Annotated in this window: 26 protein-coding genes and 2 pseudogenes; 24 read left to right on the forward strand and 4 right to left on the reverse strand. The window is 67.4% G+C overall.

Going from position 1 to position 22,234, the window contains the following annotated elements; genetic code table 11:
* Positions 1 to 16 precede the first annotated feature (16 nt).
* From QFZ53_RS10960 to QFZ53_RS10975, 4 genes are all read left to right on the forward strand, one after another.
* Entirely contained in the window at positions 17 to 1,045 is a 1,029-nt protein-coding gene (locus tag QFZ53_RS10960; protein ID WP_292905857.1) for an aldo/keto reductase, read from the forward strand.
* Between the two features lie 79 nt (positions 1,046 to 1,124).
* Positions 1,125 to 1,727, forward strand: coding sequence for a histidine phosphatase family protein (locus QFZ53_RS10965; protein WP_045258802.1), 603 nt, complete (start codon positions 1,125 to 1,127; stop codon positions 1,725 to 1,727).
* Positions 1,728 to 1,772: 45 nt separating this feature from the next.
* A complete protein-coding gene (gene dapB / locus QFZ53_RS10970; protein WP_292905861.1) occupies positions 1,773 to 2,513 on the forward strand; it encodes a 4-hydroxy-tetrahydrodipicolinate reductase in 741 nt (246 codons plus the stop codon).
* On the forward strand, positions 2,513 to 2,947 hold the full coding sequence (locus QFZ53_RS10975) for a hypothetical protein (RefSeq protein ID WP_292905898.1): 435 nt from the start codon (positions 2,513 to 2,515) through the stop codon (positions 2,945 to 2,947). The genes dapB and QFZ53_RS10975 overlap by 1 nt, the downstream gene beginning before the upstream one ends.
* Here the strand turns inward: QFZ53_RS10975 and QFZ53_RS10980 are convergent, their stop codons facing one another.
* The 3 genes from QFZ53_RS10980 to QFZ53_RS10990 form a co-directional block, all read right to left on the reverse strand.
* Positions 2,948 to 3,373 (reverse strand): OsmC family peroxiredoxin, encoded by a 426-nt coding sequence (locus QFZ53_RS10980; protein ID WP_292905863.1) that lies wholly within the window; start codon positions 3,371 to 3,373, stop codon positions 2,948 to 2,950. It lies immediately after the preceding gene.
* An 85-nt stretch (positions 3,374 to 3,458) separates the two neighbouring features.
* Positions 3,459 to 4,031 (reverse strand): DUF4395 domain-containing protein, encoded by a 573-nt coding sequence (locus QFZ53_RS10985; protein WP_292905865.1) that lies wholly within the window; start codon positions 4,029 to 4,031, stop codon positions 3,459 to 3,461.
* A 22-nt stretch (positions 4,032 to 4,053) separates the two neighbouring features.
* Positions 4,054 to 4,464 carry a TlpA family protein disulfide reductase gene (locus tag QFZ53_RS10990; protein ID WP_292905867.1) on the reverse strand — a complete coding sequence of 137 codons (411 nt, stop codon included), beginning with the start codon at positions 4,462 to 4,464 and terminating at the stop codon, positions 4,054 to 4,056.
* Positions 4,465 to 4,560: 96 nt separating this feature from the next.
* Here QFZ53_RS10990 and QFZ53_RS10995 point away from each other — a divergent pair, with 96 nt between their 5' ends.
* The 3 genes from QFZ53_RS10995 to QFZ53_RS11005 are packed head-to-tail and all read left to right on the forward strand — an operon-like array spanning position 4,561 to position 6,606.
* Entirely contained in the window at positions 4,561 to 5,370 is an 810-nt protein-coding gene (locus tag QFZ53_RS10995; RefSeq protein WP_292905869.1) for a thymidylate synthase, read from the forward strand.
* Entirely contained in the window at positions 5,367 to 5,843 is a 477-nt protein-coding gene (locus QFZ53_RS11000; protein WP_292905871.1) for a dihydrofolate reductase, read from the forward strand. Before QFZ53_RS10995 ends, QFZ53_RS11000 begins: the two co-directional genes overlap by 4 nt.
* 1 nt (position 5,844) lies before the next feature.
* Positions 5,845 to 6,606, forward strand: a complete 762-nt coding sequence (locus tag QFZ53_RS11005) for an SDR family NAD(P)-dependent oxidoreductase (RefSeq protein ID WP_307296307.1) — start codon at positions 5,845 to 5,847, stop codon at positions 6,604 to 6,606.
* Between the two features lie 12 nt (positions 6,607 to 6,618).
* Here QFZ53_RS11005 and QFZ53_RS11010 read toward each other — a convergent pair whose 3' ends face one another.
* On the reverse strand, positions 6,619 to 7,161 hold the full coding sequence (locus QFZ53_RS11010) for an NUDIX domain-containing protein (protein WP_307296311.1): 543 nt from the start codon (positions 7,159 to 7,161) through the stop codon (positions 6,619 to 6,621).
* A 41-nt stretch (positions 7,162 to 7,202) separates the two neighbouring features.
* Between QFZ53_RS11010 and QFZ53_RS11015 the strand changes: the two genes are divergently transcribed.
* The 17 genes and pseudogenes from QFZ53_RS11015 to dapF all read left to right on the forward strand — a co-directional run bounded on the left by QFZ53_RS11015 (position 7,203) and on the right by dapF (position 22,233).
* Entirely contained in the window at positions 7,203 to 7,613 is a 411-nt protein-coding gene (locus QFZ53_RS11015; RefSeq protein ID WP_292905877.1) for an EF-Tu/IF-2/RF-3 family GTPase, read from the forward strand.
* A gap of 28 nt (positions 7,614 to 7,641) precedes the next feature.
* A complete protein-coding gene (gene dapA, locus QFZ53_RS11020; protein ID WP_292905879.1) occupies positions 7,642 to 8,619 on the forward strand; it encodes a 4-hydroxy-tetrahydrodipicolinate synthase in 978 nt (325 codons plus the stop codon).
* 68 nt (positions 8,620 to 8,687) lie between these two features.
* Entirely contained in the window at positions 8,688 to 10,364 is a 1,677-nt protein-coding gene (locus QFZ53_RS11025; protein ID WP_292905881.1) for a ribonuclease J, read from the forward strand.
* Between the two features lie 125 nt (positions 10,365 to 10,489).
* A complete protein-coding gene (locus QFZ53_RS11030) occupies positions 10,490 to 10,924 on the forward strand; it encodes a GNAT family N-acetyltransferase (protein ID WP_307299393.1) in 435 nt (144 codons plus the stop codon).
* Between the two features lie 90 nt (positions 10,925 to 11,014).
* A complete protein-coding gene (locus QFZ53_RS11035) occupies positions 11,015 to 13,708 on the forward strand; it encodes a DNA translocase FtsK (RefSeq protein WP_307296319.1) in 2,694 nt (897 codons plus the stop codon).
* On the forward strand, positions 13,708 to 14,283 hold the full coding sequence (pgsA, locus tag QFZ53_RS11040; RefSeq protein WP_307296321.1) for a CDP-diacylglycerol--glycerol-3-phosphate 3-phosphatidyltransferase: 576 nt from the start codon (positions 13,708 to 13,710) through the stop codon (positions 14,281 to 14,283). Before QFZ53_RS11035 ends, pgsA begins: the two co-directional genes overlap by 1 nt.
* The gene (locus QFZ53_RS11045) at positions 14,280 to 14,762 is read left to right on the forward strand and encodes a CinA family protein (RefSeq protein WP_307296323.1); all 483 of its coding nucleotides are present in this window, start codon (positions 14,280 to 14,282) and stop codon (positions 14,760 to 14,762) included. Before pgsA ends, QFZ53_RS11045 begins: the two co-directional genes overlap by 4 nt.
* A 135-nt stretch (positions 14,763 to 14,897) precedes the next feature.
* A complete protein-coding gene (locus QFZ53_RS11050) occupies positions 14,898 to 15,206 on the forward strand; it encodes a helix-turn-helix domain-containing protein (RefSeq protein ID WP_045258786.1) in 309 nt (102 codons plus the stop codon).
* An 18-nt stretch (positions 15,207 to 15,224) separates the two neighbouring features.
* A complete protein-coding gene (locus tag QFZ53_RS11055; protein WP_292905892.1) occupies positions 15,225 to 15,449 on the forward strand; it encodes a DUF3046 domain-containing protein in 225 nt (74 codons plus the stop codon).
* Between the two features lie 263 nt (positions 15,450 to 15,712).
* Positions 15,713 to 16,756, forward strand: coding sequence for a recombinase RecA (gene recA / locus QFZ53_RS11060; protein ID WP_307296327.1), 1,044 nt, complete (start codon positions 15,713 to 15,715; stop codon positions 16,754 to 16,756).
* An 81-nt stretch (positions 16,757 to 16,837) separates the two neighbouring features.
* A complete protein-coding gene (locus QFZ53_RS11065) occupies positions 16,838 to 17,659 on the forward strand; it encodes a regulatory protein RecX (protein WP_307296329.1) in 822 nt (273 codons plus the stop codon).
* A gap of 238 nt (positions 17,660 to 17,897) precedes the next feature.
* A pseudogene (locus QFZ53_RS19860) lies at positions 17,898 to 18,416 on the forward strand (tRNA (N6-isopentenyl adenosine(37)-C2)-methylthiotransferase MiaB); the annotation flags it as partial.
* Positions 18,358 to 19,341 carry a MiaB/RimO family radical SAM methylthiotransferase gene (locus QFZ53_RS19865; RefSeq protein WP_373426327.1) on the forward strand — a complete coding sequence of 328 codons (984 nt, stop codon included), beginning with the start codon at positions 18,358 to 18,360 and terminating at the stop codon, positions 19,339 to 19,341. The pseudogene QFZ53_RS19860 and the gene QFZ53_RS19865, both read left to right, overlap by 59 nt.
* 106 nt (positions 19,342 to 19,447) lie before the next feature.
* A complete protein-coding gene (miaA, locus tag QFZ53_RS11075) occupies positions 19,448 to 20,356 on the forward strand; it encodes a tRNA (adenosine(37)-N6)-dimethylallyltransferase MiaA (RefSeq protein WP_307296332.1) in 909 nt (302 codons plus the stop codon).
* Entirely contained in the window at positions 20,353 to 20,880 is a 528-nt protein-coding gene (locus QFZ53_RS11080; RefSeq protein WP_307296334.1) for a dihydrofolate reductase family protein, read from the forward strand. The genes miaA and QFZ53_RS11080 overlap by 4 nt, the downstream gene beginning before the upstream one ends.
* A gap of 23 nt (positions 20,881 to 20,903) precedes the next feature.
* The gene (locus tag QFZ53_RS11085) at positions 20,904 to 21,335 is read left to right on the forward strand and encodes a GNAT family acetyltransferase (protein ID WP_307296335.1); all 432 of its coding nucleotides are present in this window, start codon (positions 20,904 to 20,906) and stop codon (positions 21,333 to 21,335) included.
* A gap of 23 nt (positions 21,336 to 21,358) precedes the next feature.
* A pseudogene (dapF, locus tag QFZ53_RS11090) lies at positions 21,359 to 22,233 on the forward strand (diaminopimelate epimerase).
* Position 22,234 lies beyond the last annotated feature (1 nt).

The raw sequence follows: 22,234 nt of genomic DNA on the forward strand, positions 1-22,234 counted from the left end.
TGCGGGGGTGAGAATGATGCGGTTGTTCAGCGTAGGCGCAGGAGCGTCCGTCGAACGTGCACAGCACGGGGCGGCTGAGCATCCGTCTGCGCCCATCCCGATCGTGGGGGCCGGTGTCGGCGAGACCGTGAGGGTTGCGCTGGGAGAGACCGGATTCGAGACCTTCCCGCTCATGCTGGGCGCCGCCGAGTTCGGTTGGAACGTCGACCTCGAGACCAGCCACGGCATTCTCGACCGCTACATCGAGTTCGGTGGCAACGCGATCCACACGGCCGACGGATTCTCCGGCGGTCGCAGCGAGCACATCATCGGACAGTGGCTGCGCTCACGCGGACACCGGGAGCGCACGCTGCTGAGCGTGCGCATCGGCGCACATGCCGACAACCCGGGTCTCGGCTCGGTGAACCTGGTACGCGCCGTCGAGGGCTCGCTGACCCGTCTGGGCGTCGAGCGCATCGACGTCCTGTACCTCGACGCGACACTCGACGCGACGACGAACCTCGAAGACACCCTCGCGACGGTCGAGTGGCTCGTCGAGGCGGGCAAGATCACGACGGTCGGGGCTTTCGGATTCAGTCCCGAGAGGCTCGTCGAGGCGCGCATCCTGGCGTCCGCCGGCTACCCGCGCATCGAAGTGATCGACGCTCCCTACAACCTCATCCGACGACAGCCGTTCGAAGGCGATCTGCGCCTCGTCGCGGGGGCGCAGAACCTCGCGGTCACGCCTTCGCACGCGCTCGAGCACGGCTTCCTCTCCGGGCGCCATCGCAGCAAGGCGCTGGCCGCTCAGGGCGTGCGCGGCGAGCAACTGCGCAGCCACTTGAACCGCCGAGGAATCAAGATCCTCCGGGCTCTCGACCAGGTCGCGACCGAGCTCTCCGTGCCGGTGGCTGCGGTGTCGATCGCCTGGCTGCTCGCTCAACGGACCATCGCGGCTCCGATCGTGAACGCCTTCGCGAGCGACCACGTCGACGAACTGATGCAGGGTGCAGGGGTGACGCTGTCGCGCGCGCATCTGGCTGATCTGACCCGAGCCGGCATCTGAGCGTCGTCACGCGTCTGTCACACACCTGGCTTATGGTGGAGTGGAGTCCGGCGGATGCTGGCGATGAAGCGAGCGAGTAGTGACGCATTACATTTATCTGGTCAGACATGGTGAACATCAAGACGCCGAGCACGGTCTCGCCGACGGACCCCTTTCACCTCGGGGGCAGCGACAGGCCGAACTGATCGCCGATCGTCTGTCGGGTCTTCCTCTCGATGCGGTCTGGCATTCTCCGCTGCTGCGGGCCAACGAGACGGCCCGCGCGATCGCGGCCCGGTTGCCGTCGGTCGACCCCGAACCCACTGCGCTGCTGTTCGATTGCGTGCCCACGGGCATGACGGAAGAGACTCCGGCGGTGTTCGAGCCGTTCTTCGGAGCGGTGACGGATGCCGAGATCGAAGCAGGTCGGGCGCAGATGGCCGATGCTGTGAACGAGTTCCTCGTCCGCAAGACCGGCGACGTGCACGAAGTGCTCATCACTCACAACTTCGTGATCTCCTGGTTCGTGCGCGAGGTGCTCGGGGCTCCCGAGTGGCGCTGGATGACCCTCAACCAGGCCCACTGCGGGCTCACGGTCATCGCGCAGAAGCAGGGTCGCCCGTGGACGCTGCTGACGCACAACGACACCGGCCACCTGCCCGTCGAGCTGCGCACCGGCATCCCGGACGGCATGCCGGTCTGACCTGTCGCGCCGCCGGGTCTGCGCCCGTCCAAATAGACTGGTCGCATGACAACGCGCGTGGCCCTCGTCGGCGGTACCGGCAAGCTCGGGCAGATCATCCACGCGGTGATCGACGACCTCGAGGGGTTCGAGGTGAGTCGCGTGCTGACGTCGTCGAGCGATCTCTCCGAGATCGACGGCGCAGACCTCGTCGTCGACGCGTCCACACCGCAGATCAGCATCGACGTCGTGCGCGCAGCGGTCGAGCGCGGCATGAACGTGCTCGTCGCGACCTCCGGCTGGTCGGCCGAGCGCATCGCGCTGGTCCGCCCGCTCGTCGAGGCCGCCGGCACGGGCGCCGTCTTCATCCCGAACTTCTCGCTCGGCTCCGTCCTGGGCACGGCCCTGGCGGCGGCCGCTGCGCCGTTCTTCGGTTCGGCTGAGATCGTCGAGGCGCACCACGAGTCGAAGATCGACTCGCCCAGCGGCACCGCAGTGCGCACTGCGGAGCTGATCGCCGCGGCGCGCGCCGAGCAGGGTCCGGTGAGCGCCCCGCACGCCGACCAGCGCGCGCGAGGACAGCAGGTCGGCAGCGTGCCGATACATTCCCTGCGCCGCCCCGGCGTCGTCGCCAAGCAGGAGGTCATCCTGTCGGGGCCCGGCGAATCGCTCACATTCACGCACGACACGGTCGAGCCCGCCAAGGCGTACGCCCCCGGCATCCGCCTCGCCCTGCCGTTCGCTCTGCACGCGGAGGGCGTCGTCGTAGGGCTGGAGAACATGATCGACATCGGCATCCGCTCGTGATGTCGCGAATCGGCGTCGCCCTGATGGGCGCTGCGCTCGTGGTCTATCTCGCGGTCGCGGTGTGGCTCGCCGTGATGTTCCTCGTGGTCGGAACCCCCGTGTCGATCGGCATGGGGGTGGCGTTGGTCGTGCTGGCGCCGCTCGGCGCCTGGGCGCTGATCAGAGAGATGCAGTTCGGCTTCGGAGCGGATCGCCTCGGCCGGGTGCTCGATTCCGAGGGCGGGATGCCCCCGGTCGAGACCGACCTCACTCCCAGCGGCCGGATCGCCCGTGCAGACGCCGATCCTCTCGTCGAGCGATACACCGCCGCTGCAGATGCCGCGCCCGAAGACTGGCGCGCCCGCTACCGGCTGGGGGTCGTGCAGGATGCGGCCGGGCGTCGCAAGGACGCCCGAGCCAGCATCCGCGAGGCGATCCGCCTCGAACGCGCCTGATCAGGCGAGCGTGGCCTCGAGGGTGATCTCGATGCCCGCGAGTGCCTGAGAGACCGGGCATCCGGTCTTGGCGCCTTCGGCGATCTCCTGGAACTTCTCGGGCGAGAGACCCGGGACAACCGCGTTGACGTTGAGGTGGCTGCCGGTGATGCCGGTGCCGGGCTTGAAGGTGACGGATGCGCTCGTGTTCACGCGCTCGGGCGGGGTGCCGTTCTCGGCGAGAGCGTTCGAGAGCGCCATGCTGAAGCACGACGAGTGCGCCGCGGCGATGAGCTCTTCAGGAGTGGTCGTGGTGCTGCTGCCCTCGCTGCGGGCTTTCCAGTCGATGGGGAAGGTGCCGAGGTTCGACGACGAGAAGGCGACCGTGCCGGATCCTTCGATGAGCGATCCGGTCCAGGTGCTGTTGGCTTCACTGGTGACGGGCATGATGACCTCCGGTTCTCGCGCTGCCTGGGTGGCGGCGTCGCATCGTCGCCAGCCTACCGAGCGCGCACGTCGCGGGGAACTGCGCTCAGGCGGATGCTGTGCGCCCGAGGACGCCCGCGCGCTGCAGCAGCAGATAGAGCTGGCACCCGAGGCAGAACGCGAAGGCCGCGTTGAGGAACGCCGCGATGAACGCGGCCGCCGTCGCGATCGGCAGCGCCCACGGGACGCCGACCAGATGCAGCACGAGCCCGATCGTCACGACGAACAGGCCGACGCCCTGCGCGAAGCGCGGCGGGCGGGGGTCCTCGAGCTCGGAGGGCGGTGCGAGACGAGGGCGGATGGCCGCGCGGAACAGAGCGCCCCACGGGGCGGTCCGCGGCGACGCGACGCTCCACAGGAACAGCAGCGCGATCACGAGGGTCAGCAGGAAGGCGGGGTCGAGGACGCGCGCGGCGAGGGAAGCGGATTGGATCGCCCAGCCCGTCGGGGTGAACGTGGCGTCGGCGAGCGGCTGGTACGCGAACCAGCCGAACGTCGTCGCGCCCTGCGCGGTCGAGATCCCGATCAATCCGAGGAACGTCGCGATGAGGAGAAGCACGGCGGTGATGGTCGCGGCGAAGCGCGGGCCGCGCGGGTCGATGCCTGCGGGTGTGGTCATGGTGGGCTCCGGTGTTCGTGACTCAGACGGCGGCGAGGGCTTCGGCGAGGGCGTGCCGGTGCGGCACGCCGTTGAATCGTGCGCGGACGACACCGGCTCTGTCCACGAGGAACGTGGTCGGCGTCTGCAGAACGCGATACCGCGACGACAGGTCGGGGCGATGGGTCAGATCGACTTCGATGTGGGCGAGGCCATCGTCAGCCGAGGCGATGGCGCCCAGCATCCGCCGCACCTGCGGGCACCGTGCGCACATCTCGGTGCTGAACTGCACGAGCGTGGCCTTCTCGCCCAGTTCTCCCGAGGCATCCGTCGCGTCGAATCGCAGATGTCCGCCGCCGCGACGCCGGCCGTCGACGAGCCGTATGACGATGCCCGCGATCACCGCGGCGACGAGGAGCGCGGCGGCGATGAGGAGGGCGAGCACAGGCGACATGGGTAGAGAGTACGACTGCCGGGTGCGCCTGCGGGCCGATGTTTCCGAGCATGACGAACCGCCCCGCAACCGGGCCGGGAAGGTAGTCTGGCTCTCATGAGCGAAGCCGTGCCGACTCCGTATGAAGACCTGCTGAGAGACGTGCTGGAGACCGGCACGCACAAGTCGGATCGGACCGGAACCGGCACGACCAGCGTGTTCGGCCGGCAGATCCGCTTCGACCTGGCACAGGGCTTCCCTCTGATCACGACCAAGCGCGTGCATTTCAAGTCCATCGCCTACGAGCTGCTCTGGTTCCTGCGCGGCGACTCCAACGTGCGATGGCTGCAGGAGAACGGCGTCACCATCTGGGACGAATGGGCGGATGCCGACGGCGACCTCGGCCCGGTCTACGGCGTGCAGTGGCGCTCGTGGCCCACCCCGGACGGCGAGAGCATCGATCAGCTCTCCGATGTGATCGAGCAGATCCGCAAGACCCCCGACTCCCGACGGCTGATCGTGTCGGCATGGAATCCTGCAGACATCCCCGACATGGCTCTGGCTCCCTGCCACGCCCTCTTCCAGTTCTACGTCGCCGACGGGAAGCTCTCCTGCCAGCTCTACCAGCGCAGCGCCGACCTCTTCCTCGGTGTCCCGTTCAACATCGCCTCCTATGCGCTGCTGACTCTCATGGTCGCGCAGCAGGTGGGGCTCGAGCCGGGCGACTTCGTCTGGACCGGCGGGGACTGCCACATCTACGACAATCACCTCGAGCAGGTGCGCGAGCAGCTCTCACGCGAGGCCTACCCGTATCCGACGCTGCGTTTCGCACGCACGCCCGAGTCGATCCTCGACTACCGCTACGAGGACTTCATCGTCGAGGACTATCAGCATCACGCGCCGATCCGAGCGGCGGTGGCCGTATGACCTGGGTGGGGCTGATCTGGGCCGAGGCGCACGGCGGCGTCATCGGGGCCGAGGGCGGGATGCCGTGGCATGTGCCCGAGGATCTGGCTCACTTCAAGGAGGTCACCCTCGGTGCTCCTGTCGTGATGGGCCGCAAGACCTGGGATTCCCTTCCCGAGCGGTTCCGCCCATTGGTCGGCCGCGAGAACATCGTGATCACCCGCCAGCAGGACTGGTCGGCGCAGGGCGCTCGACGTGCGGCGACGATCGCGGAGGCCGTCCGCGGCCAAGAACGCGTGTGGATCATCGGCGGCGCCGAGATCTTCCGTCAGGTCGTGGCTGAGGCCGATCGCCTCGAAGTCACCGAACTCGACGTCGATGTCGATGGCGATGCCTACGCTCCGTCGAAGGCGGGCTGGAGGCTCGTCGACGAGGGGGAGTGGCAGACCTCTCGCAGCGGCATCCGCTACCGCTTCCTCGGATACGAGCGCTGACATGCCCACCGCACTGATCACGGGTGCCAGTGCCGGCCTGGGCGCCGAGTTCGCGCGTCAGCTGGCCCGTCGCCGCGCCGATCTGATCCTCGTCGCCCGCTCGATCGGGCCGCTCGAGGAGCTGGCTGCCGAGGTGCGGAGCGCGCACGGCGTCGCGGTCGAGATCATCACGGCCGATCTCGCGGTGCCGGAGGACGTCGAACGCGTCGCCGCGCGCCTGCGCGACGCGAGCGACCCGGTGGACCTTCTCGTCAACAACGCGGGTTTCGGCCTTCCCCTGCAGTTCGCCGACAACGACATCGACGACGAGGTGCGCCATCTGCGTGTGCACGTCGAGGCATCGATGCGGCTCATGCACGCCGCGCTGCAGACCATGCGCGGGCGCGGCGGGCGGATCATCAACGTGGCCTCGGTCGCGGGCTTCATCTCACGCTCGACATACTCGGCGTGCAAGAGCTGGCTGATCGGCTTCAGCCGCTGGGCGAACGCCGAGTACGCCAGAGACGGCGTGACCGTGACCGCGCTCTGCCCCGGTTTCGTGCACACGACCTTCCACGAGCGCATGGGCCTCGAGAAGGGGCAGGAAGGCGTGCCGAGCATCCTGTGGCTGCAGGCCCCCGACGTCGTGCGAACGGGGCTGCGCGACGCAGCACTCGGCAAGGCCGTCTCGATCCCGTCGCTGCGGTACAAGGCCGTCGTGGCTCTGACCGGCATCCTGCCGCGGTCGCTCACCGCGGGCGTGGCGCGTCGCGGCCGGGTCTGAGCGGGCGTCGACTCAGCGGAACCGCCCGATCCGGATGCCGGCATAGGCGATCGCGGCGACCGTCTCGCCGTCGGTGATGCGGCCGTCGGCGATCATCTCCAGCGCATCGCCGAACGGTACCCAGGCGACCGCATCTATGCCCTCCTCAGCCTGAGAATGCGCGGCATCCGCTGCATCATGCTGGAGACCGCGAGCGAGGAAGACGTGCTCGGGCGCGTGCGCGATGCCGTTGAGGGCGTTCATCGTGCCGATCCGCGTCCATTCCGCGGCCCTGAACCCCGTCTCCTCGAGGAGCTCCCGCTGGGCCGCGACCAATGGGTCCTCGCCGTCGCTCCCGCCGGCGGGCACTTCGATCGACGTCCCCGTGGTGTAGCGGTCGAGAGTCACGAGGCAGACCCGGTCGTCCGCGTCGATCGCGACGACGAAGACGGCGGGATGCCGCATCGTGACCACGCCGTAGATGCCCTTGCCCGCGGGACCGGTGACACGGTCCTCGCGCACGGAGATCCACGCGTTCTCATAGACCGACGTGGAGTCGTGCGTCTGCCAGCTCATGGCTCCGAGCCTAGGCGCAGCTGCTGCGTAGGATCGACGTCATGGGCTGGTTCGGGAGGAAGCGCGATCCGCAGGACGCGAACGAGATGCTGCGGCAGTACAACGAGGCCGAGGCCGAACGCCTGGCCGGTCTGGCGCACGGTGCAGTCGGTGCGCCAGTGACCGTCTCCACCGCCGTCACCACGGGCGAGCTCGTCGTCGAAGACGTCTTCACGATCACGGGACGCGGCCAGGTGGTGACCGGCACCGTCGCGGCAGGGATCGTGCGAGTGGGTGATCGCATCGTGGTGCACCGCGACGGCGCCGAGGTGGGAACATCGGAGATCACCGGCATCGAGATGTTCCGCACGAAGGCGACGGAAGCCGCGGCAGGGACCATGGCGGGACTGCTGCTGCGCGGCCACCTCGACCTGGCGCGAGGCGACGTCATCCGCACGTCCGCGTCAGCGTGAGCGAGCGACGAACCGATACGCTGGGAACATGACGCACTCGGGCAATCCATTCGGACAGGTTCTCGTCGCGCTGGTCACTCCGATGACCGCCGACGGCGAAGTCGACTGGCCCGCCGTCGAGAAGCACATGGATGACGTCATCACCGCGGGTGCGGACGGCATCGTCGTGACGGGTACGACCGGCGAGACCTCGACCCTCACGGACCCCGAGAAGCTCAAGCTGGTCGAGGTGGGCAAGTCGGTCTCGGCGGGCCGCGCCAAGATCATCACGGGCGGCGGATCCAACGAGACCGCGCACGCGATCGAGCTCTACAAGGCCAGCGAGAAGCTCGGGGCCGACGGCATCATGATCGTCACGCCGTACTACAACAAGCCGACTCAGGCCGGCATCCTCACGCACTTCCGCCTCGTCGCCGACGCGACCGATCTGCCGGTCATCCTCTACGACATCCCGGGTCGCACCGGTGTGCCGATCAAGTACGAGACGATCCTCCGGCTCGCCAAGCATCCGAACATCCTCGCCGTGAAGGACGCCAAGGGCGACTTCTCCGAGGTGAGCCGCGTGCTCAACCAGACCGATCTGATGTACTTCTCCGGCGACGACGCGAACGTGCTTCCTCACCTCGCCATCGGCGCCACGGGATTGATCGGCGTCACCGCCAACATCACCGCGACCCCGTATCGCACGATCGTCGACGCCGTGAACCGCGGGGATCTCGCGACCGCGACCGCCGAGCACAAGCGCCTCGAGCCGCTCGTGCGCGCTGCGATGACCCACGTTCCCGGCACGGTGGCAGCCAAGTACATCCTGCACGGACTCGGGCGCATCTCGAGCCCGCGCGTGCGTCTGCCCCTGGTGGGTCCGGAAGAGTGGGAGGCCGCCCTCATCGAGGACGAGCTCGCTCTCGTCACGGATGTGCCCGGCGCGGACTTCTCGAACTTCCGGCCCGACCGCAACGCGGCCGCCGGTGGTGCCCTGCCGAAGGTGCACGGCACCACGCGCTGAGACATCGGGCGCGGAGACGCGTCCCTGAGAACGAACGGACGCGCGGAGCGTCCGACTGAGGAGACAGCATGTCCATCCCCATCGCAGATCCGGCAGAGCTCGACGAGGGGACCCTGCGCGTCACACCGCTCGGCGGCCTCGGCGAGATCGGTCGCAACATGACCATGTTCGAGTACGAGGGCAAGATCCTGATCGTCGACTGCGGCGTGCTCTTCCCCGAAGAGCACCAGCCCGGCGTCGACCTCATCCTGCCCGACTTCGAGCCGATCCGGGATCGTCTCGACGACATCGTCGGCGTCGTTCTCACGCACGGGCACGAGGACCACATCGGAGCGGTGCCGTACCTGCTCCGTCTGAAGAGCGACATCCCGCTGATCGGATCCGGTCTGACGCTCGCCCTCGTCGAGGCGAAGCTCAAGGAGCACCGCATCAAGGCCTTCACCCTCACGGTGAAGGAGGGTCAGCAGGAGAAGGTGGGCCCGTTCGATCTCGAGTTCGTCGCGGTCAACCACTCGATCCCCGATGCGCTGGCCGTCGCCATCCGCACACCCGCCGGCATGGTGCTCGCCACCGGCGATTTCAAGATGGACCAGTTGCCGCTGGACGGACGCATCACTGACCTGCGGGCGTTCTCGCGCCTCGGCGAAGAGGGGGTCGACCTGTTCCTGGTCGACTCGACCAACGCCGACGTCCCCGGGTTCACCCCGACGGAGCGCTCGATCGGACCGGTGCTCGATCAGGTGATCGGCAAGGCCCCTCGACGCGTCATCGTCGCAAGCTTCTCGAGCCACGTGCATCGCGTGCAGCAGGTCATCGACGCCGCCGCCGCCCACGGGCGCCGCGTCGCCTTCCTCGGTCGCAGCATGGTGCGCAACATGACGATCGCCGAGCAGCTGGGCTACCTGAAGGTGCCGGACGGCGTCCTCATCGACTTCAAGAAGGCGCGTGACCTTCCCGACGAGCAGATCGTCTACATGTCCACGGGCTCGCAGGGCGAGCCCATGGCCGTGCTCAGCCGCATGGCCAACATGGATCATGCGATCGAGGTGAGCGAGGGCGACACCGTCATCCTCGCCTCCAGCCTCATCCCCGGCAACGAGAACGCCGTGTATCGGGTGATCGACGGCCTCACCAAGCTCGGCGCGAACGTCGTGCACAAGGCGAACGCGCGCGTGCACGTCTCGGGCCACGCCGCCGCCGGCGAGCTGCTGTACTGCTACAACATCCTCAAGCCGAAGAACGTGCTGCCCGTGCACGGCGAGTACCGGCACCTGATGGCGAACGCCAAGCTCGCGCAAGACACCGGCATCGCCGAGGAGCGCACGATCATCGCGTCCAACGGCACAGTGATCGACCTCAAGGACGGCGTGGCGCGCGTGGTCGGACAGCTCGACCTCGGATTCGTCTACGTCGACGGTTCGACCGTCGGAGAGATCACGGATGCGGATCTCAAGGACCGTCGGATCCTCGGCGAAGAGGGCTTCGTCTCTGTGATCGTCGTGGTGGATGCCGGTACCGGCCGCATCATCTCGGGACCGGAGATCCACGCCCGTGGCATCGCGGAGGACGACTCGGTGTTCGACGACGTCGTGCCGAAGATCATCGCAGCGCTGAAGGACGCCTCCGGCAACGGAGTGCGCGACACGCACGCTCTGTCGCAGGTCGTCCGCCGCACGATCGGACGCTGGGTGAATCAGAAGCTGCGTCGTCGTCCCATGATCGTGCCTCTGGTCATCGAGGCGTGACGACGGCCGAGGACTCACAGGCGCGCGTCACTCGGGCGTAACCGGCGCGTCCTAGGCTCTGGACATGACCGAGCAGTTCTCGATCCGCCCCCGCCGTGCAGAGCGACGGCAGCTTCCTCGGCGACATGGTCGTCGAGGCGGCGAACTGGCGGGGTCGCGCGCCTCAGGCACGCCACGAGATCCTCACATCCGCTGTGCATCGCCGGTACATCTCCGGGTGGATGCGCCCGGCGGATGCGGGGTTCGTCGCCGTCGACGCGGGTGGCAACGAGATGGGCGCCGCCTGGTATCGGATGCTGCCCCGCAGCGACCCCGGCTTCGGATTCGTCGAGACCGCCGTGCCCGAGCTCATCATCGGGGTGCAGCCGATCTGGCGAGCCCACGGGGTCGGCCGCACGCTCTTGCGACGACTCGTGCTCCACGCGCACGAGCAGGGACATCGGCGGCTCAGCCTGAGCGTCGAGCACGACAACTTCGCCCGCAATCTCTACCGTTCGGAGGGCTTCGTCACCACGGTGCAGAGCGAAGGTCGCGACACCATGGTGCACCGGCTGTCCTGAAGAGCTCGCGCGATCCGAGGCTGGTACCGAAGGATGCCGGAAAGCCGCGTCATTACGGGCTTTGTCGGCTGCTGGTCGTAACGTGAGAGCATGCCCAGGAGCACTACGAAGACCGCGCGCGCGTCGGCGAGCGCACCGTCGCGCCCGAAGCGGCAGACCGCGCCGAAGGCTCAGGCGGCTCCGAAGAAGTACATCGACGAGGCCGACAAGCCACCTCTCGCCGTCCGTGCCTGGAACGGCATCGCGCACGGCGTGGGCGGGATGTTCCGCGCGTTCGGCCCCGAGACGCTCGAGAAGGACGACCGTCGCGACGGGTTCCCGTTCCTGCTGGTGCTGCTGGCCATCGCCGGAGCCGTGAACGAGTGGTTCTTCATCGGCAACGAGATCGCCGGCAACATCAGCGCCTACTCCGTGGGACTCCTCGTCGGACGCGTCGCCTTCGTGATGCCCGTTCTGCTCCTGCTGCTCGCGGGATGGCTCTTCCGGCATCCCTCGTCGGTGAACGACAACGGGCGGATCGGCATCGGGTTCGGCCTCTTCGCCATCGCGATGGCCGGGTTCTGCCATGTCGCGGGTGGCACGCCGCAGCCGAAGCAGGGCATGGTCGCCCTCAGTGCCGCGGGCGGGCTGTCGGGCTGGATGGTCGGACAGCCCCTGACGTATCTGACGACGATCCCCGCGTACATCGTTCTCGCCCTGTTCGCCGGCCTGAGCATCCTGATCCTCACCAAGACGCCGCCGAACCGCATCGGTCAGCGCTTGGGAGACCTGTACGCCTGGATGTTCGACGCCGAGCGCGTCGAGAAGCCCGCGAAGGACGCGGTCGTCGACGAGGCCGACAAGGTCGACGATCCCGATGTGCTGCCGTGGTGGCGGCGCAACAAGACCGGTCGAGAAGAAGACCCCGACGAGGGCACGCTCGGATCGGATGACATCACCGCTCTCCTCACGACCGCTGACCCCACGCCCGCATACGACCAGGCCGTGGTCGTCGAAGACCCCTACGACGCGGCGACCGAGGTGCTGTCCGACGTGCGGTCGGTCACCGACGCGCTCGCGGGGCAGCAGAGCACGGCGCTGCTCGATGACTCCGACACCGGTGAGATGCCGGAGCTCCCTGGCCTCGACGGCTTCGGCACAGAGGGTCCGGGGGAGCGGGGACCGCAGGCGCCGGTGGCGCCGTACATCCTTCCGCCGCCCAACCTGCTCGTGGAGGGTCCGCCTCCCGTCGTGCGTTCGGAGGCGACCGACAAGGTGATCGAGCAGATCACGAACGTGCTCACGCAGTTCAAGGTCGATGCGAAGGTCACCGGGTTCTCCCGCGGGCCGACGGTCACGCAGTACGAGGTCGAAGTCGGGCACGGCGTCAAGGTCGAGAAGATCCTGCAGCTGAGCAACAACTTCGCGTATGCCGTGGCCTCGAACGACGTGCGCATCCTCTCGCCGATTCCGGGCAAGAGCGCGATCGGCATCGAGATCCCGAACGCCGACAAGGAGATGGTCGCGCTGGGCGACGTCCTGCGTTCCCAGGCCGCGCAGAAGAGCACGCATCCCATGACGATCGGCGTCGGCAAGGACGTCGGTGGCAACATCGTGATCGCCAACCTCGCGAAGATGCCGCACCTGCTCGTCGCCGGTTCGACCGGCTCGGGAAAATCGAGCTTCGTGAACTCGATGATCACGAGCCTGCTGATGCGGGCACGTCCCTCCGACGTGCGGATGGTGCTGATCGACCCGAAGCGCGTGGAGCTCACGAGCTACGCCGGCGTTCCTCACCTGATCACGCCCATCATCACGAACCCGAAGAAGGCCGCAGAGGCTCTGCAGTGGGTCGTGAAAGAGATGGACATGCGATACGACGACCTCGCGTCGTTCGGATTCCGCCACATCGACGACTTCAACCGGGCAGTGCGTGCCGGTGAGGTCGAGGTTCCCGTCGGCAGCGAACGGGTTCTCAAGCCGTACCCGTATCTGCTGGTCGTGGTCGACGAGCTCGCCGACCTCATGATGGTCGCCCCCCGTGACGTCGAGGACTCGATCGTCCGAATCACCCAGCTCGCGCGCGCATCCGGCATCCACCTCGTGCTCGCCACACAGCGACCCAGCGTCGACGTCGTGACCGGTCTGATCAAGGCCAACGTGCCCTCGCGTCTCGCCTTCGCCGTGACCAGCGTGACCGACAGTCGTGTCATCCTCGACAGCCCCGGCGCCGACAAGCTGATCGGTCAGGGTGACGCCCTGTTCTCTCCGATGGGCTCGTCCAAGCCGTTCCGTCTGCAGGGCGCATGGGTCGACGAGAAGGAGATCGACGCGGTCGTCAAGCACGTGACGCGTCAGGCCCGCCCCGAGTACCGGTCCGATGTGCAGGAGGCGATGGACCCGGCCAAGAAGAAGGAAGTCGACGAGGACATCGGAGACGACCTCGAGCTGCTGCTCGCAGCCGCCGAGCTCATCGTGTCGTCCCAGTTCGGTTCCACATCGATGCTGCAGCGCAAGCTCCGCGTCGGCTTCGCCAAGGCGGGCCGTCTGATGGATCTGCTCGAATCGCGAGAGATCGTGGGCCCGTCCGAGGGATCGAAGGCGCGCGACGTGCTGGCGACCGCCGAGCAGCTGCCGCAGGTGCTCGCGAAGCTCCGCGGTGATGACGCGCCGGCTGCGCCTTCGGCGGCCGCGCCGGCACCGGCCGGCCGCGCGCAGGATCCGGTCGAGGCGCAGTTCGACGGGCTTCCGGTCGTCGAGGCGGAAGGCGACGAAGACGCCTGGGGACTCACGGGGCGCGACTGATGGCCATTCCACGGCAGCTCCCCAACGCGATCACGGTCGCACGCATCCCCCTCGCGGTGGTCTTCTTCGTGTTGCTGCTGCTCGGAGGCACCTACGGCGAGCCCGATCCGGTGCTGCGCTGGGTGGCCGGCGCCCTTTTCATCCTCGCGATCTCCACCGATTGGGTCGACGGGTACCTGGCCCGCAAGTACGACATCGTCAGCGACTTCGGAAAGCTGTGGGATCCGATCGCCGACAAGCTCCTCACCGGAGCCGGATTCATCGGCCTCGCGATCCTCGGCGAGGTGAACTGGTGGATCGTCGCGATCATCCTGGTGCGCGAGTGGGGGATCACCGTCCATCGGCTGATGATCGTGAACGAGCATGTGGTCGCGGCGGCCTGGATGGGCAAGCTCAAGACGGCCGTGCAGGCGGTCGCGCTCGGCTGGGCGCTGCTGCCGCTGCACCTGCTCATCGGACTCCAGCCCTGGACCCTCGTCACGGCCGTGCTGATGGTCGTCGTGCTCGTGCTCACCGTCGCGAGCGGCATCGACTACATCGTCGCCCAGGTGCGCGGCGCCCGGGCGAAGGCGTGAGCGAGGCATCCGAGGTCCTCGAGGAACTGCGTTCCCGAGGATGGACGCTGGGCATCGCCGAGTCGCTGACCGGGGGAGCCGTCGCGGCGGAATGCGTCTCGGTGCCGGGCGCCTCCGCCGTTCTCCTGGGTGCGGTGGTGGCGTACGCGACGCCCGTCAAACACACTCTGTTGGGAGTCGACGCGGATCTGCTCGATGAGCACGGGCCCGTCCACCCGCTGGTGGCCGCGCAGATGGCCGACGGAGTTCGCTCGGCCGTGGCCGTAGACGGATGCCGGGCGGATGTCGGAGTCTCCACGACGGGCATCGCCGGTCCCGACTCGCCGGATGGTCAGCCGGTCGGTACTGTGCACATCGGCGCGGTGACGCCCGAAGGTGCGCGAACGGCGGCCTTCCTGTTCTCCGGAGATCGTGCGCAGATCCGTGCGCAGACGGTGCAGGAGGCGTTCGCCGTGCTGCTCGAACTGCTACGGGAATAGATGGCTCTGCATCAAAGTTGACATGAGTGTGCTCACATTCAAACCACAGGGTGTCAAGGTAGATTCTGTGCAAGCAAGAGGTATTAGACTGGCGATCTCTTCGAGGGCGACCTCGGGAACTGGGAGGAGGTTCCGATGATTCTCGTACGACAGGAAATCGGCGATGTGCTGAGGGACTTCCGTCAGCAGAAGGGGCGTACGCTCCGGCAGGTCGCAAGCAAGGCATCCGTGGCTCTGGGCTATCTCAGTGAGGTCGAGCGCGGGCAGAAGGAAGCATCGAGCGAGATCCTCGCTTCGGTCGCAGAGGCGCTCGACGTTCCGATCTCCACCATCATGCGCGAGGTCGGCGATCGGATCTCGGTGCTCGAGGGCATCCAGGTCTTCCCCGATGTCGTGCCCGACGATCTCGTCGCGTCGATCGAGCCTCAGCTCACGCTGCGCTGATCAGCTCTTCTTTCGTCGATGCGTCGCAGTGAGTTCCTCCGCGCCGTGGACGTCGAGTTCGGGGGGCGCGCGTCCTCATTGGTCAGCGACCTGGTCCTGACACAGCTCGGAGACCGCACGGCTGCCGCGGCGTTGACAGACGGTCTGCCACCCCGAGAGATCTGGCTGGCGTTGTGTGCCGAGATGGACGTGCCGATCGAACGACGCCATGGCGCGGGACGATTGGAACCTCGCAAGCGCTGAAGCGGTTGTTCGAGAGATCCGTGTTTCGACACGCCGAATGCGACATGTCCTCGAAGATGTGTTCGAGAAGGCGTAGTCTTCTGCACAAGTGGTTCTGATGCCGTGTTATCCCCAGTTCGTGGGCGTCCTGACGCAATGTCCGAGGCTCCTCGTACGGTGAAGACAAGGCCTCGAAGCCATACGCCTTGTCGGAGAGTTCTCCCCATCCGGGGGTGGGCCGCGACAGCCTACAGGCGGCAACACGCGAGCAGAAGGAACACATCATGCCATCACCCGCAGACCGCGAGAAGTCCCTCGAGACCGCACTCGCACAGATCGACCGCCAGTTCGGAAAGGGCTCGGTCATGCGGCTGGGCAGCGATGAGCGCGCTCCCGTCGCCGTGATCCCCACGGGTTCCATCGCTCTCGATGTCGCTCTCGGCGTCGGCGGCCTGCCACGCGGACGCATCGTCGAGATCTACGGTCCGGAGTCGTCGGGTAAGACGACCCTGACTCTGCACGCGATTGCCAATGCGCAGCGCGCAGGAGGCATCGCCGCCTTCATCGACGCCGAGCACGCGCTCGATCCCGACTACGCGGCGAAGCTCGGTGTCGACATCGACGCGCTGCTCGTCTCCCAGCCCGACACCGGTGAGCAGGCGCTCGAGATCGCCGACATGCTCGTGCGCTCCGGAGCCATCGATCTGATCGTCATCGACTCCGTCGCAGCGCTCGTGCCCCGGGCCGAGATCGAGGGCGAGATGGGCGATTCGCATGTGGGTCTGCAGGCCAGGCTCATGTCGCAGGCCCTCCGCAAGCTCACCGGCGGACTGAACCAGACCAACACCACGATGATCTTCATCAACCAGCTGCGCGAGAAGATCGGCGTGTTCTTCGGCTCGCCTGAGACCACAGCCGGTGGTAAGGCGCTGAAGTTCTACGCGTCCGTGCGACTCGACATCCGTCGGATCGAGACGCTGAAGGACGGCACCGACGCGGTGGGAAACCGTACGCGTGTCAAGGTCGTGAAGAACAAGATGGCGCCGCCCTTCAAGCAGGCCGAATTCGACATCCTTTACGGCATCGGCATCTCGCGAGAGGGCAGCCTGATCGACTTCGGTGTCGAGCACGGCATCGTCAAGAAGTCCGGATCGTGGTACACGTACGACGGTGACCAGCTGGGGCAGGGCAAGGAGAACGCGCGATCGTTCCTCCTCAAGAACCCCGACATCGCGCTGGCCATCGAGTCCCAGATCAAGCAGAAGCTCGGCATCGGTGCGCCGGCTGCTGCTCCCGCCGATGAACTTGCCGAGCGCCGCCCGGCCTGATGCTTCGGCGTCGCTCAGCAACCGTGCTTCGACGTCGCTCAGCAACCGTGCTTCGACGTCGCTCAGCAACCGGGGTGAGTCATGACTGCCGACGATGAGTCGCTTGCTCCTGTCATCCCGCTCTTCGGCGGGGCACGGAAGAACCATGGGTCTGAGGGTGAGGGGGATGGCGCCGCGGGCGTCGTCCCCCGTCCCGCCGAAGAGGAACAGCTCTGGCGCTCCACATGGTCGTCGCCGACGCTCGGAGACGACCGGCCCGCAGATGCCGGGACGCCGAGCGAACGGCATCCGGCGCGAGGTGCGGCCGGTCGAGCCGCACCGCGGCTGCGCGCTCTGACATCTCACGAGACGCGCGAGCGCGATGCCGCCCCCGACGGAGGTGCCGACCCTGAGCAGGTCAGAAAGGCCGCGGAAGAGGTCCTCGTCCGACGGCTGCGAACTCGTTCGCTGTCCGTCTCTGAGGCGCGCCTGGTGCTGAGGGGATACGAAGCCGGTGAGCAGAGGCTCGACTCGGCGCAGATCGACGACGTCATCGACGACTTCTGCCGCCGCGGCTACCTCGACGACGCCGTCCTCGCTGGCCACCTCATCACCTCGGGCGTCGAGCGGAAGGGCCAGGGGAGAGTCGCCCTGTCCCGTCTCCTGACGCAGCGCGGCATCGCGCGCGATGTGATCGATGCGGCTCTCGACGATCTTCCGGATGACGACGTCGAACGTGCCCTCGAGTTCGCCAGGTCCAAGATGCGCTCGCTCGCCCGGCTCGACCAGGAGACGGCCAAGCGACGGCTCTCGGGTCAGCTTGCTCGTCGCGGGTACTCCGGGGGCGTCGTCAGCTCCGTGGTCCGGACGGTGATGGGCGAGCAGTTCTCCGGCCCACGGCCCTCGGGCGTGAGATTCGAATGAAGTGCGCGATCGGCCCGGCTGCCGACCGGTGAGGTCATGGCAGCCGGGCCCGTCTCGCGCAGCCGCAGCACATCAGAGTGCTGACGTGCATCGCGAGCGGTACCAGGGCTGTCGATCGTAGAATCGAAGGATCATGACTATCCCTCGCAGTGAACCGACGATCATCGACGCGTCGTCGGCAGCAGTCGACAGCGACGGGCGGCAGCGCTCGTACGAAGTGCGCACGTTCGGGTGCCAGATGAACGTTCACGACTCGGAGCGTCTCTCCGGTTCGCTGGAGAGCGCGGGCTACGTGCGGGCGGCAGCCGGTGACGAGCCTGACGTCGTCATCATCAACACCTGCGCGGTGCGCGACAACGCGGCTGGGAAACTCTACGGAACGCTGGGTCAGCTCGCCTCGGTCAAGCGTCGCAAAGACGGCATGCAGATCGCCGTCGGCGGGTGCCTCGCACAGATGGACAAGCAAGCTGTGCTCGACAAAGCCCCCTGGGTCGACGTCGTCTTCGGAACGCACAACATGGGTTCTCTCCCTGGACTTCTCGAGCGTGCGCGTCACAACGGCGAGGCCGAGCTCGAGATACTCGAGTCCCTGGAGATCTTCCCGTCGACGTTGCCCACCAAGCGCGACTCCGCGCACAGCGGCTGGGTGTCGATCTCGGTCGGCTGCAACAACACGTGCACCTTCTGCATCGTGCCGCATCTGCGGGGCAAGGAGAAAGACCGCCGACCCGGAGACATCCTCAACGAGATCCGCCTGCTCGTCGAAGACGGCGCGATCGAGGTCACGCTGCTCGGGGCAGAATGTGAACTCCTACGGCGTCGAGTTCGGTGACCGTCAGGCATTCGGCAAGCTCTTGCGTGCCGCCGGCGAGATCGAGGGCCTCGAGCGCATCCGCTTCACGAGTCCGCATCCGGCCGCCTTCACCGATGACGTGATCGACGCGATGGCCGAGACGCCGAGCGTCATGCCTCAGTTGCACATGCCGCTGCAATCGGGCAGCGACCGCATCCTCAAGGCGATGCGGCGCTCGTACCGGAGCGAGCGCTTCCTCGGCATCATCGAGCGCGTGCGCGAGCGCATCCCGCACGCGGCGATCACGACCGACATCATCGTCGGGTTCCCCGGCGAGACCGACGAGGACTTCGAAGACACCATGCGGGTCGTCGAGCAGTCGCGGTTCTCCGGAGCCTTCACATTCCAGTACTCGATCCGCGAGGGCACCCTCGCCGCGACGATGGAGAACCAGGTGCCCAAAGAGGTGGTCCAGGAGCGTTACAACCGCCTGATCGCCCTGCAGGAGCGAATCTCGCTCGAGGAGAACCAGAAGCAGGTCGGCCGTGAGGTCGAGCTGTTGGTGTCTGTCGGTGAGGGGAAGAAGGATGCGGAGACCCATCGCCTGACCGGACGCGCACAGGACAACCGTCTCGTGCATTTCGAGGTGACGCCCGGATCCGAGATCCCTCGCCCAGGCGATGCCGTGACCGTGACGATCACCCATGCGGCGCCGTTCCACCTGCTCGCCGACGACCCGACTGCCCAGCCGTTGCGCATCCGTCGCACCCGCGGCGGAGACGCCTGGGACCGGGCGCAGTCCGAGTCGTGCGCGGTGCCCTCTGCGGCATCCGACGGCGCTCCTCGCGCGGTCTCGCTCGGTCTGCCGACTCTGCGCGTGGGCGTGTGAACCCGCAGCGTCAGCGAGAGCGCGCCCTGTCGGCGGCACCCCGTGATGCAGGCATCGCCGTGGCAATGTCGCGACCTGAGACCGGAGCCCCAGAGCGAGACGTTCGATGACCCAGAGGCTCTGGGCGGTCGTCGGGGCGACAGGCACCGGCAAGAGCGACCTCGCGCTCGATCTCGCTGAGAGGCTCCACGAGCGAGGAAACCCTGCGGAGATCGTCAACGCCGACGCCATGCAGCTGTACCGCGGCATGGACATCGGCACGGCGAAGCTCTCCCTCGAGGAGCGCCGAGGCATCTCGCACCATCTGCTCGACGTCCGTGACGTCACCGACGAGGCAGCGGTCGCCTGGTATCAACCGCTCGCGCGGGCCGCGATCGCGGACATCCACGCGCGCGGGGGAGACGCCATCCTGGTGGGGGGCTCCGGCCTCTACGTCTCGAGCGTCGTGTTCGACTTCCGCTTCCCTCCGCGCGACCCCGCTGTTCGGGCGCGACTCGAACGCGAGCTCGATGAACGCGGCGCCGGCGTCCTCCTCGAGCGTCTGCGATCCGCAGACCCGGCGACGGCTGAGCGCATCGATCCGCACAACGGACGCAGGATCGTGCGTGCGCTCGAAGTCCTCGAGCAGGGGAGTGTGACGCACCAGGCTTCGCTGCCATCGGCGCCGGTGCTCTGGCATCCGTCCACGCATCTGATCGGCCTGCACGTCGAGCGGGCTGACCTCGTGCAGCGACTCGATGCACGAGTGGAGCGCATGTGGGCCGACGGTCTCGCCGACGAGGTCGCACGTCTTCGGGAAGTCGGCTTGGAACGCGGCGCGACCGCGAGCCGCGCGATCGGCTACGCGCAGGCGCTCGCCCGGCTCGACGGCCGTCTCTCACAGGCGGAGGCCATCGCCGAGACGCAGGCCCTCACACGGCGCTACGCGCGTCGACAGGTGTCCTGGTTCAAGCGCTACCCCGGGTTGGAATGGCGCTCACCCATGTCGGATGCCGGTGCCATCATCGACCTATGACGACCCACTACTACACGGCCACCAGCCTCGACGGCTTCATCGCGACGAGCGACCACTCACTCGACTGGCTGCTGAAGCAGGACATCGATATGGACGGTCCGATGGCGTATCCGGGGTTCGTCGAATCCATCGGCGCCCTCGCCATGGGCTCATCGACCTACGAGTGGGTCATGCGGGCCGAGCAGGGGAACTGGGGCTACGAGCAGCCGACCTGGGTGTTCACTCACCGAGACCTCGAGCATCCCGCCGTCGGTGAGGTCCGTTTCACTCAGGCCGACGTGCGTGAGGTGCACGCGCGAATGATGGAGGCGGCCGGCAGCAAGGATCTGTGGATCGTCGGCGGCGGCGATCTGGCTGGACAGTTCGCGGATGCCGGTCTGCTCGATGAGGTGTGGCTGCAGTACGCTCCCGTGACACTCGGGTCCGGAGCTCCGGTGCTGCCGCGGCCACTCGATCTCGAGCTGATCGAGGTGGCGCGCAATCGGGCCTTCCTCTGCGGGCGCTATCGGGTGCGGAAAGACTGACGGCCGCCCGTAGGCTCGTACTCATGAGCTGGCATGTGAGGAGCTTTCGACGCGATGACATCGAGGCGGTTGTCGCCCTCTGGACTGAGGCCGGTCTCACCCGCCCGTGGAACGATCCACGACTCGATATCGAGAGGAAGCTCGGTGTGCAGCCGGAGCTGTTTCTCGTCGCCACAGAGACAGAGACAGACGCCATCGTCGGCAGCGTCATGGCAGGATACGACGGCCACCGCGGTTGGCTGTACTACCTCGCTGCCGCCGAATCGCACCGCGGCCGCGGTGTCGCTCGTGCTCTCGTTCGCGAGGCCGAGAAGCGGCTCCTCGCTATGGGCTGCCCGAAGGTGCAGCTGATGGTGCGCGAAGGGAACGAGGGCGTTCTCGGGTTCTATGACGGTCTCGGGTACGAGCGTTTCTCCGTTCGGAACACGGGGAAGAGACTCATCGCCGACGCATAGTCGCGCCTGAATAGACTGGCCTCATGGTCGCATTCACCAAGGGGCACGGCACAGGCAACGACTTCGTCATCATCGCCGACCCCGACGGCTCTCTCGATCTGAACGCCGAGCAGGTCGCTGCGCTCTGCGATCGCCACTTCGGCGTCGGCGGCGACGGCGTCCTGAGGGTCGTCCGCTCCGCGGCGATCGCCGACGGTGCGGCGGCACTCGCGGAGGAGCCCGCGGCGGAGTGGTTCATGGACTACCGAAACGCCGACGGGTCGATTGCGGAGATGTGCGGCAACGGCATTCGAGTCTTCGCGCACTATCTCGTGAGGTCCGGGCTCGCCACGATCGAACCGGGTTCGACGCTGCCGATCGGAACCCGTGCGGGCGTGCGAGACGTCACCCGCAGCGAGACGGGCTATCAGGTCGACCTGGGACTGTGGAAGCTGTCGGGCGACGATCCGCTCGTCACCGCGGGCGGGCTGGCGGTGACCCGACCCGGTCTCGGCATCGACTTGGGCAACCCTCATGTCGTCGTGGCACTGGCGTCCGACGCCGAGCTGGCGTCCCTTGAACTGCACCGGACTCCGGACCTCGAGCCCGCGCTGCCCGCCGGCGCGAACATCGAGTTCGTGTGGTTCCCGGAGAGCCCCTGGTGCGAGACGGCATAGGTCACGTGAAGATGCGCGTGTCGGAGCGCGGCGTGGGCGAGACACTCAGCTGCGGCACGGGAGTCGCCGCCACCGCCCTGGCGGTTCGCTACTGGGCGGGGGAGAAGGCGCCGAACAACTGGCGCGTCGAAGTCCCTGGCGGCACGCTCGGCGTGCGCATGTTCCCCGCGGAAGACGGCGAGCACGTCGCGCTGTCTGGCCCGGCGACCCTGGTCTTCCACGGCGAGGTCGAACTGGCCTGAT

The organism is Microbacterium natoriense (assembly GCF_030816295.1).
Lineage (GTDB): Bacteria > Actinomycetota > Actinomycetes > Actinomycetales > Microbacteriaceae > Microbacterium > Microbacterium natoriense_A.

Coding starts and splice junctions, on each gene's coding strand:
- QFZ53_RS10960 (WP_292905857.1), top strand. CDS start 17: ATGCGGTTGTTCAGCGTAGGCGCAGGAGCGTCCGTCGAACGTGCACAG.
- dapB (WP_292905861.1), top strand. CDS start 1,773: ATGACAACGCGCGTGGCCCTCGTCGGCGGTACCGGCAAGCTCGGGCAG.
- QFZ53_RS10975 (WP_292905898.1), top strand. CDS start 2,513: ATGTCGCGAATCGGCGTCGCCCTGATGGGCGCTGCGCTCGTGGTCTAT.
- QFZ53_RS10980 (WP_292905863.1), bottom strand. CDS start 3,373: ATGCCCGTCACCAGTGAAGCCAACAGCACCTGGACCGGATCGCTCATC.
- QFZ53_RS10985 (WP_292905865.1), bottom strand. CDS start 4,031: ATGACCACACCCGCAGGCATCGACCCGCGCGGCCCGCGCTTCGCCGCG.
- QFZ53_RS10990 (WP_292905867.1), bottom strand. CDS start 4,464: ATGTCGCCTGTGCTCGCCCTCCTCATCGCCGCCGCGCTCCTCGTCGCC.
- QFZ53_RS10995 (WP_292905869.1), top strand. CDS start 4,561: ATGAGCGAAGCCGTGCCGACTCCGTATGAAGACCTGCTGAGAGACGTG.
- QFZ53_RS11000 (WP_292905871.1), top strand. CDS start 5,367: ATGACCTGGGTGGGGCTGATCTGGGCCGAGGCGCACGGCGGCGTCATC.
- QFZ53_RS11005 (WP_307296307.1), top strand. CDS start 5,845: ATGCCCACCGCACTGATCACGGGTGCCAGTGCCGGCCTGGGCGCCGAG.
- QFZ53_RS11010 (WP_307296311.1), bottom strand. CDS start 7,161: ATGAGCTGGCAGACGCACGACTCCACGTCGGTCTATGAGAACGCGTGG.
- QFZ53_RS11015 (WP_292905877.1), top strand. CDS start 7,203: ATGGGCTGGTTCGGGAGGAAGCGCGATCCGCAGGACGCGAACGAGATG.
- dapA (WP_292905879.1), top strand. CDS start 7,642: ATGACGCACTCGGGCAATCCATTCGGACAGGTTCTCGTCGCGCTGGTC.
- QFZ53_RS11025 (WP_292905881.1), top strand. CDS start 8,688: ATGTCCATCCCCATCGCAGATCCGGCAGAGCTCGACGAGGGGACCCTG.
- QFZ53_RS11030 (WP_307299393.1), top strand. CDS start 10,490: ATGGTCGTCGAGGCGGCGAACTGGCGGGGTCGCGCGCCTCAGGCACGC.
- QFZ53_RS11035 (WP_307296319.1), top strand. CDS start 11,015: ATGCCCAGGAGCACTACGAAGACCGCGCGCGCGTCGGCGAGCGCACCG.
- pgsA (WP_307296321.1), top strand. CDS start 13,708: ATGGCCATTCCACGGCAGCTCCCCAACGCGATCACGGTCGCACGCATC.
- QFZ53_RS11050 (WP_045258786.1), top strand. CDS start 14,898: ATGATTCTCGTACGACAGGAAATCGGCGATGTGCTGAGGGACTTCCGT.
- QFZ53_RS11055 (WP_292905892.1), top strand. CDS start 15,225: ATGCGTCGCAGTGAGTTCCTCCGCGCCGTGGACGTCGAGTTCGGGGGG.
- recA (WP_307296327.1), top strand. CDS start 15,713: ATGCCATCACCCGCAGACCGCGAGAAGTCCCTCGAGACCGCACTCGCA.
- QFZ53_RS11065 (WP_307296329.1), top strand. CDS start 16,838: ATGACTGCCGACGATGAGTCGCTTGCTCCTGTCATCCCGCTCTTCGGC.
- miaA (WP_307296332.1), top strand. CDS start 19,448: ATGACCCAGAGGCTCTGGGCGGTCGTCGGGGCGACAGGCACCGGCAAG.
- QFZ53_RS11080 (WP_307296334.1), top strand. CDS start 20,353: ATGACGACCCACTACTACACGGCCACCAGCCTCGACGGCTTCATCGCG.
- QFZ53_RS11085 (WP_307296335.1), top strand. CDS start 20,904: ATGAGCTGGCATGTGAGGAGCTTTCGACGCGATGACATCGAGGCGGTT.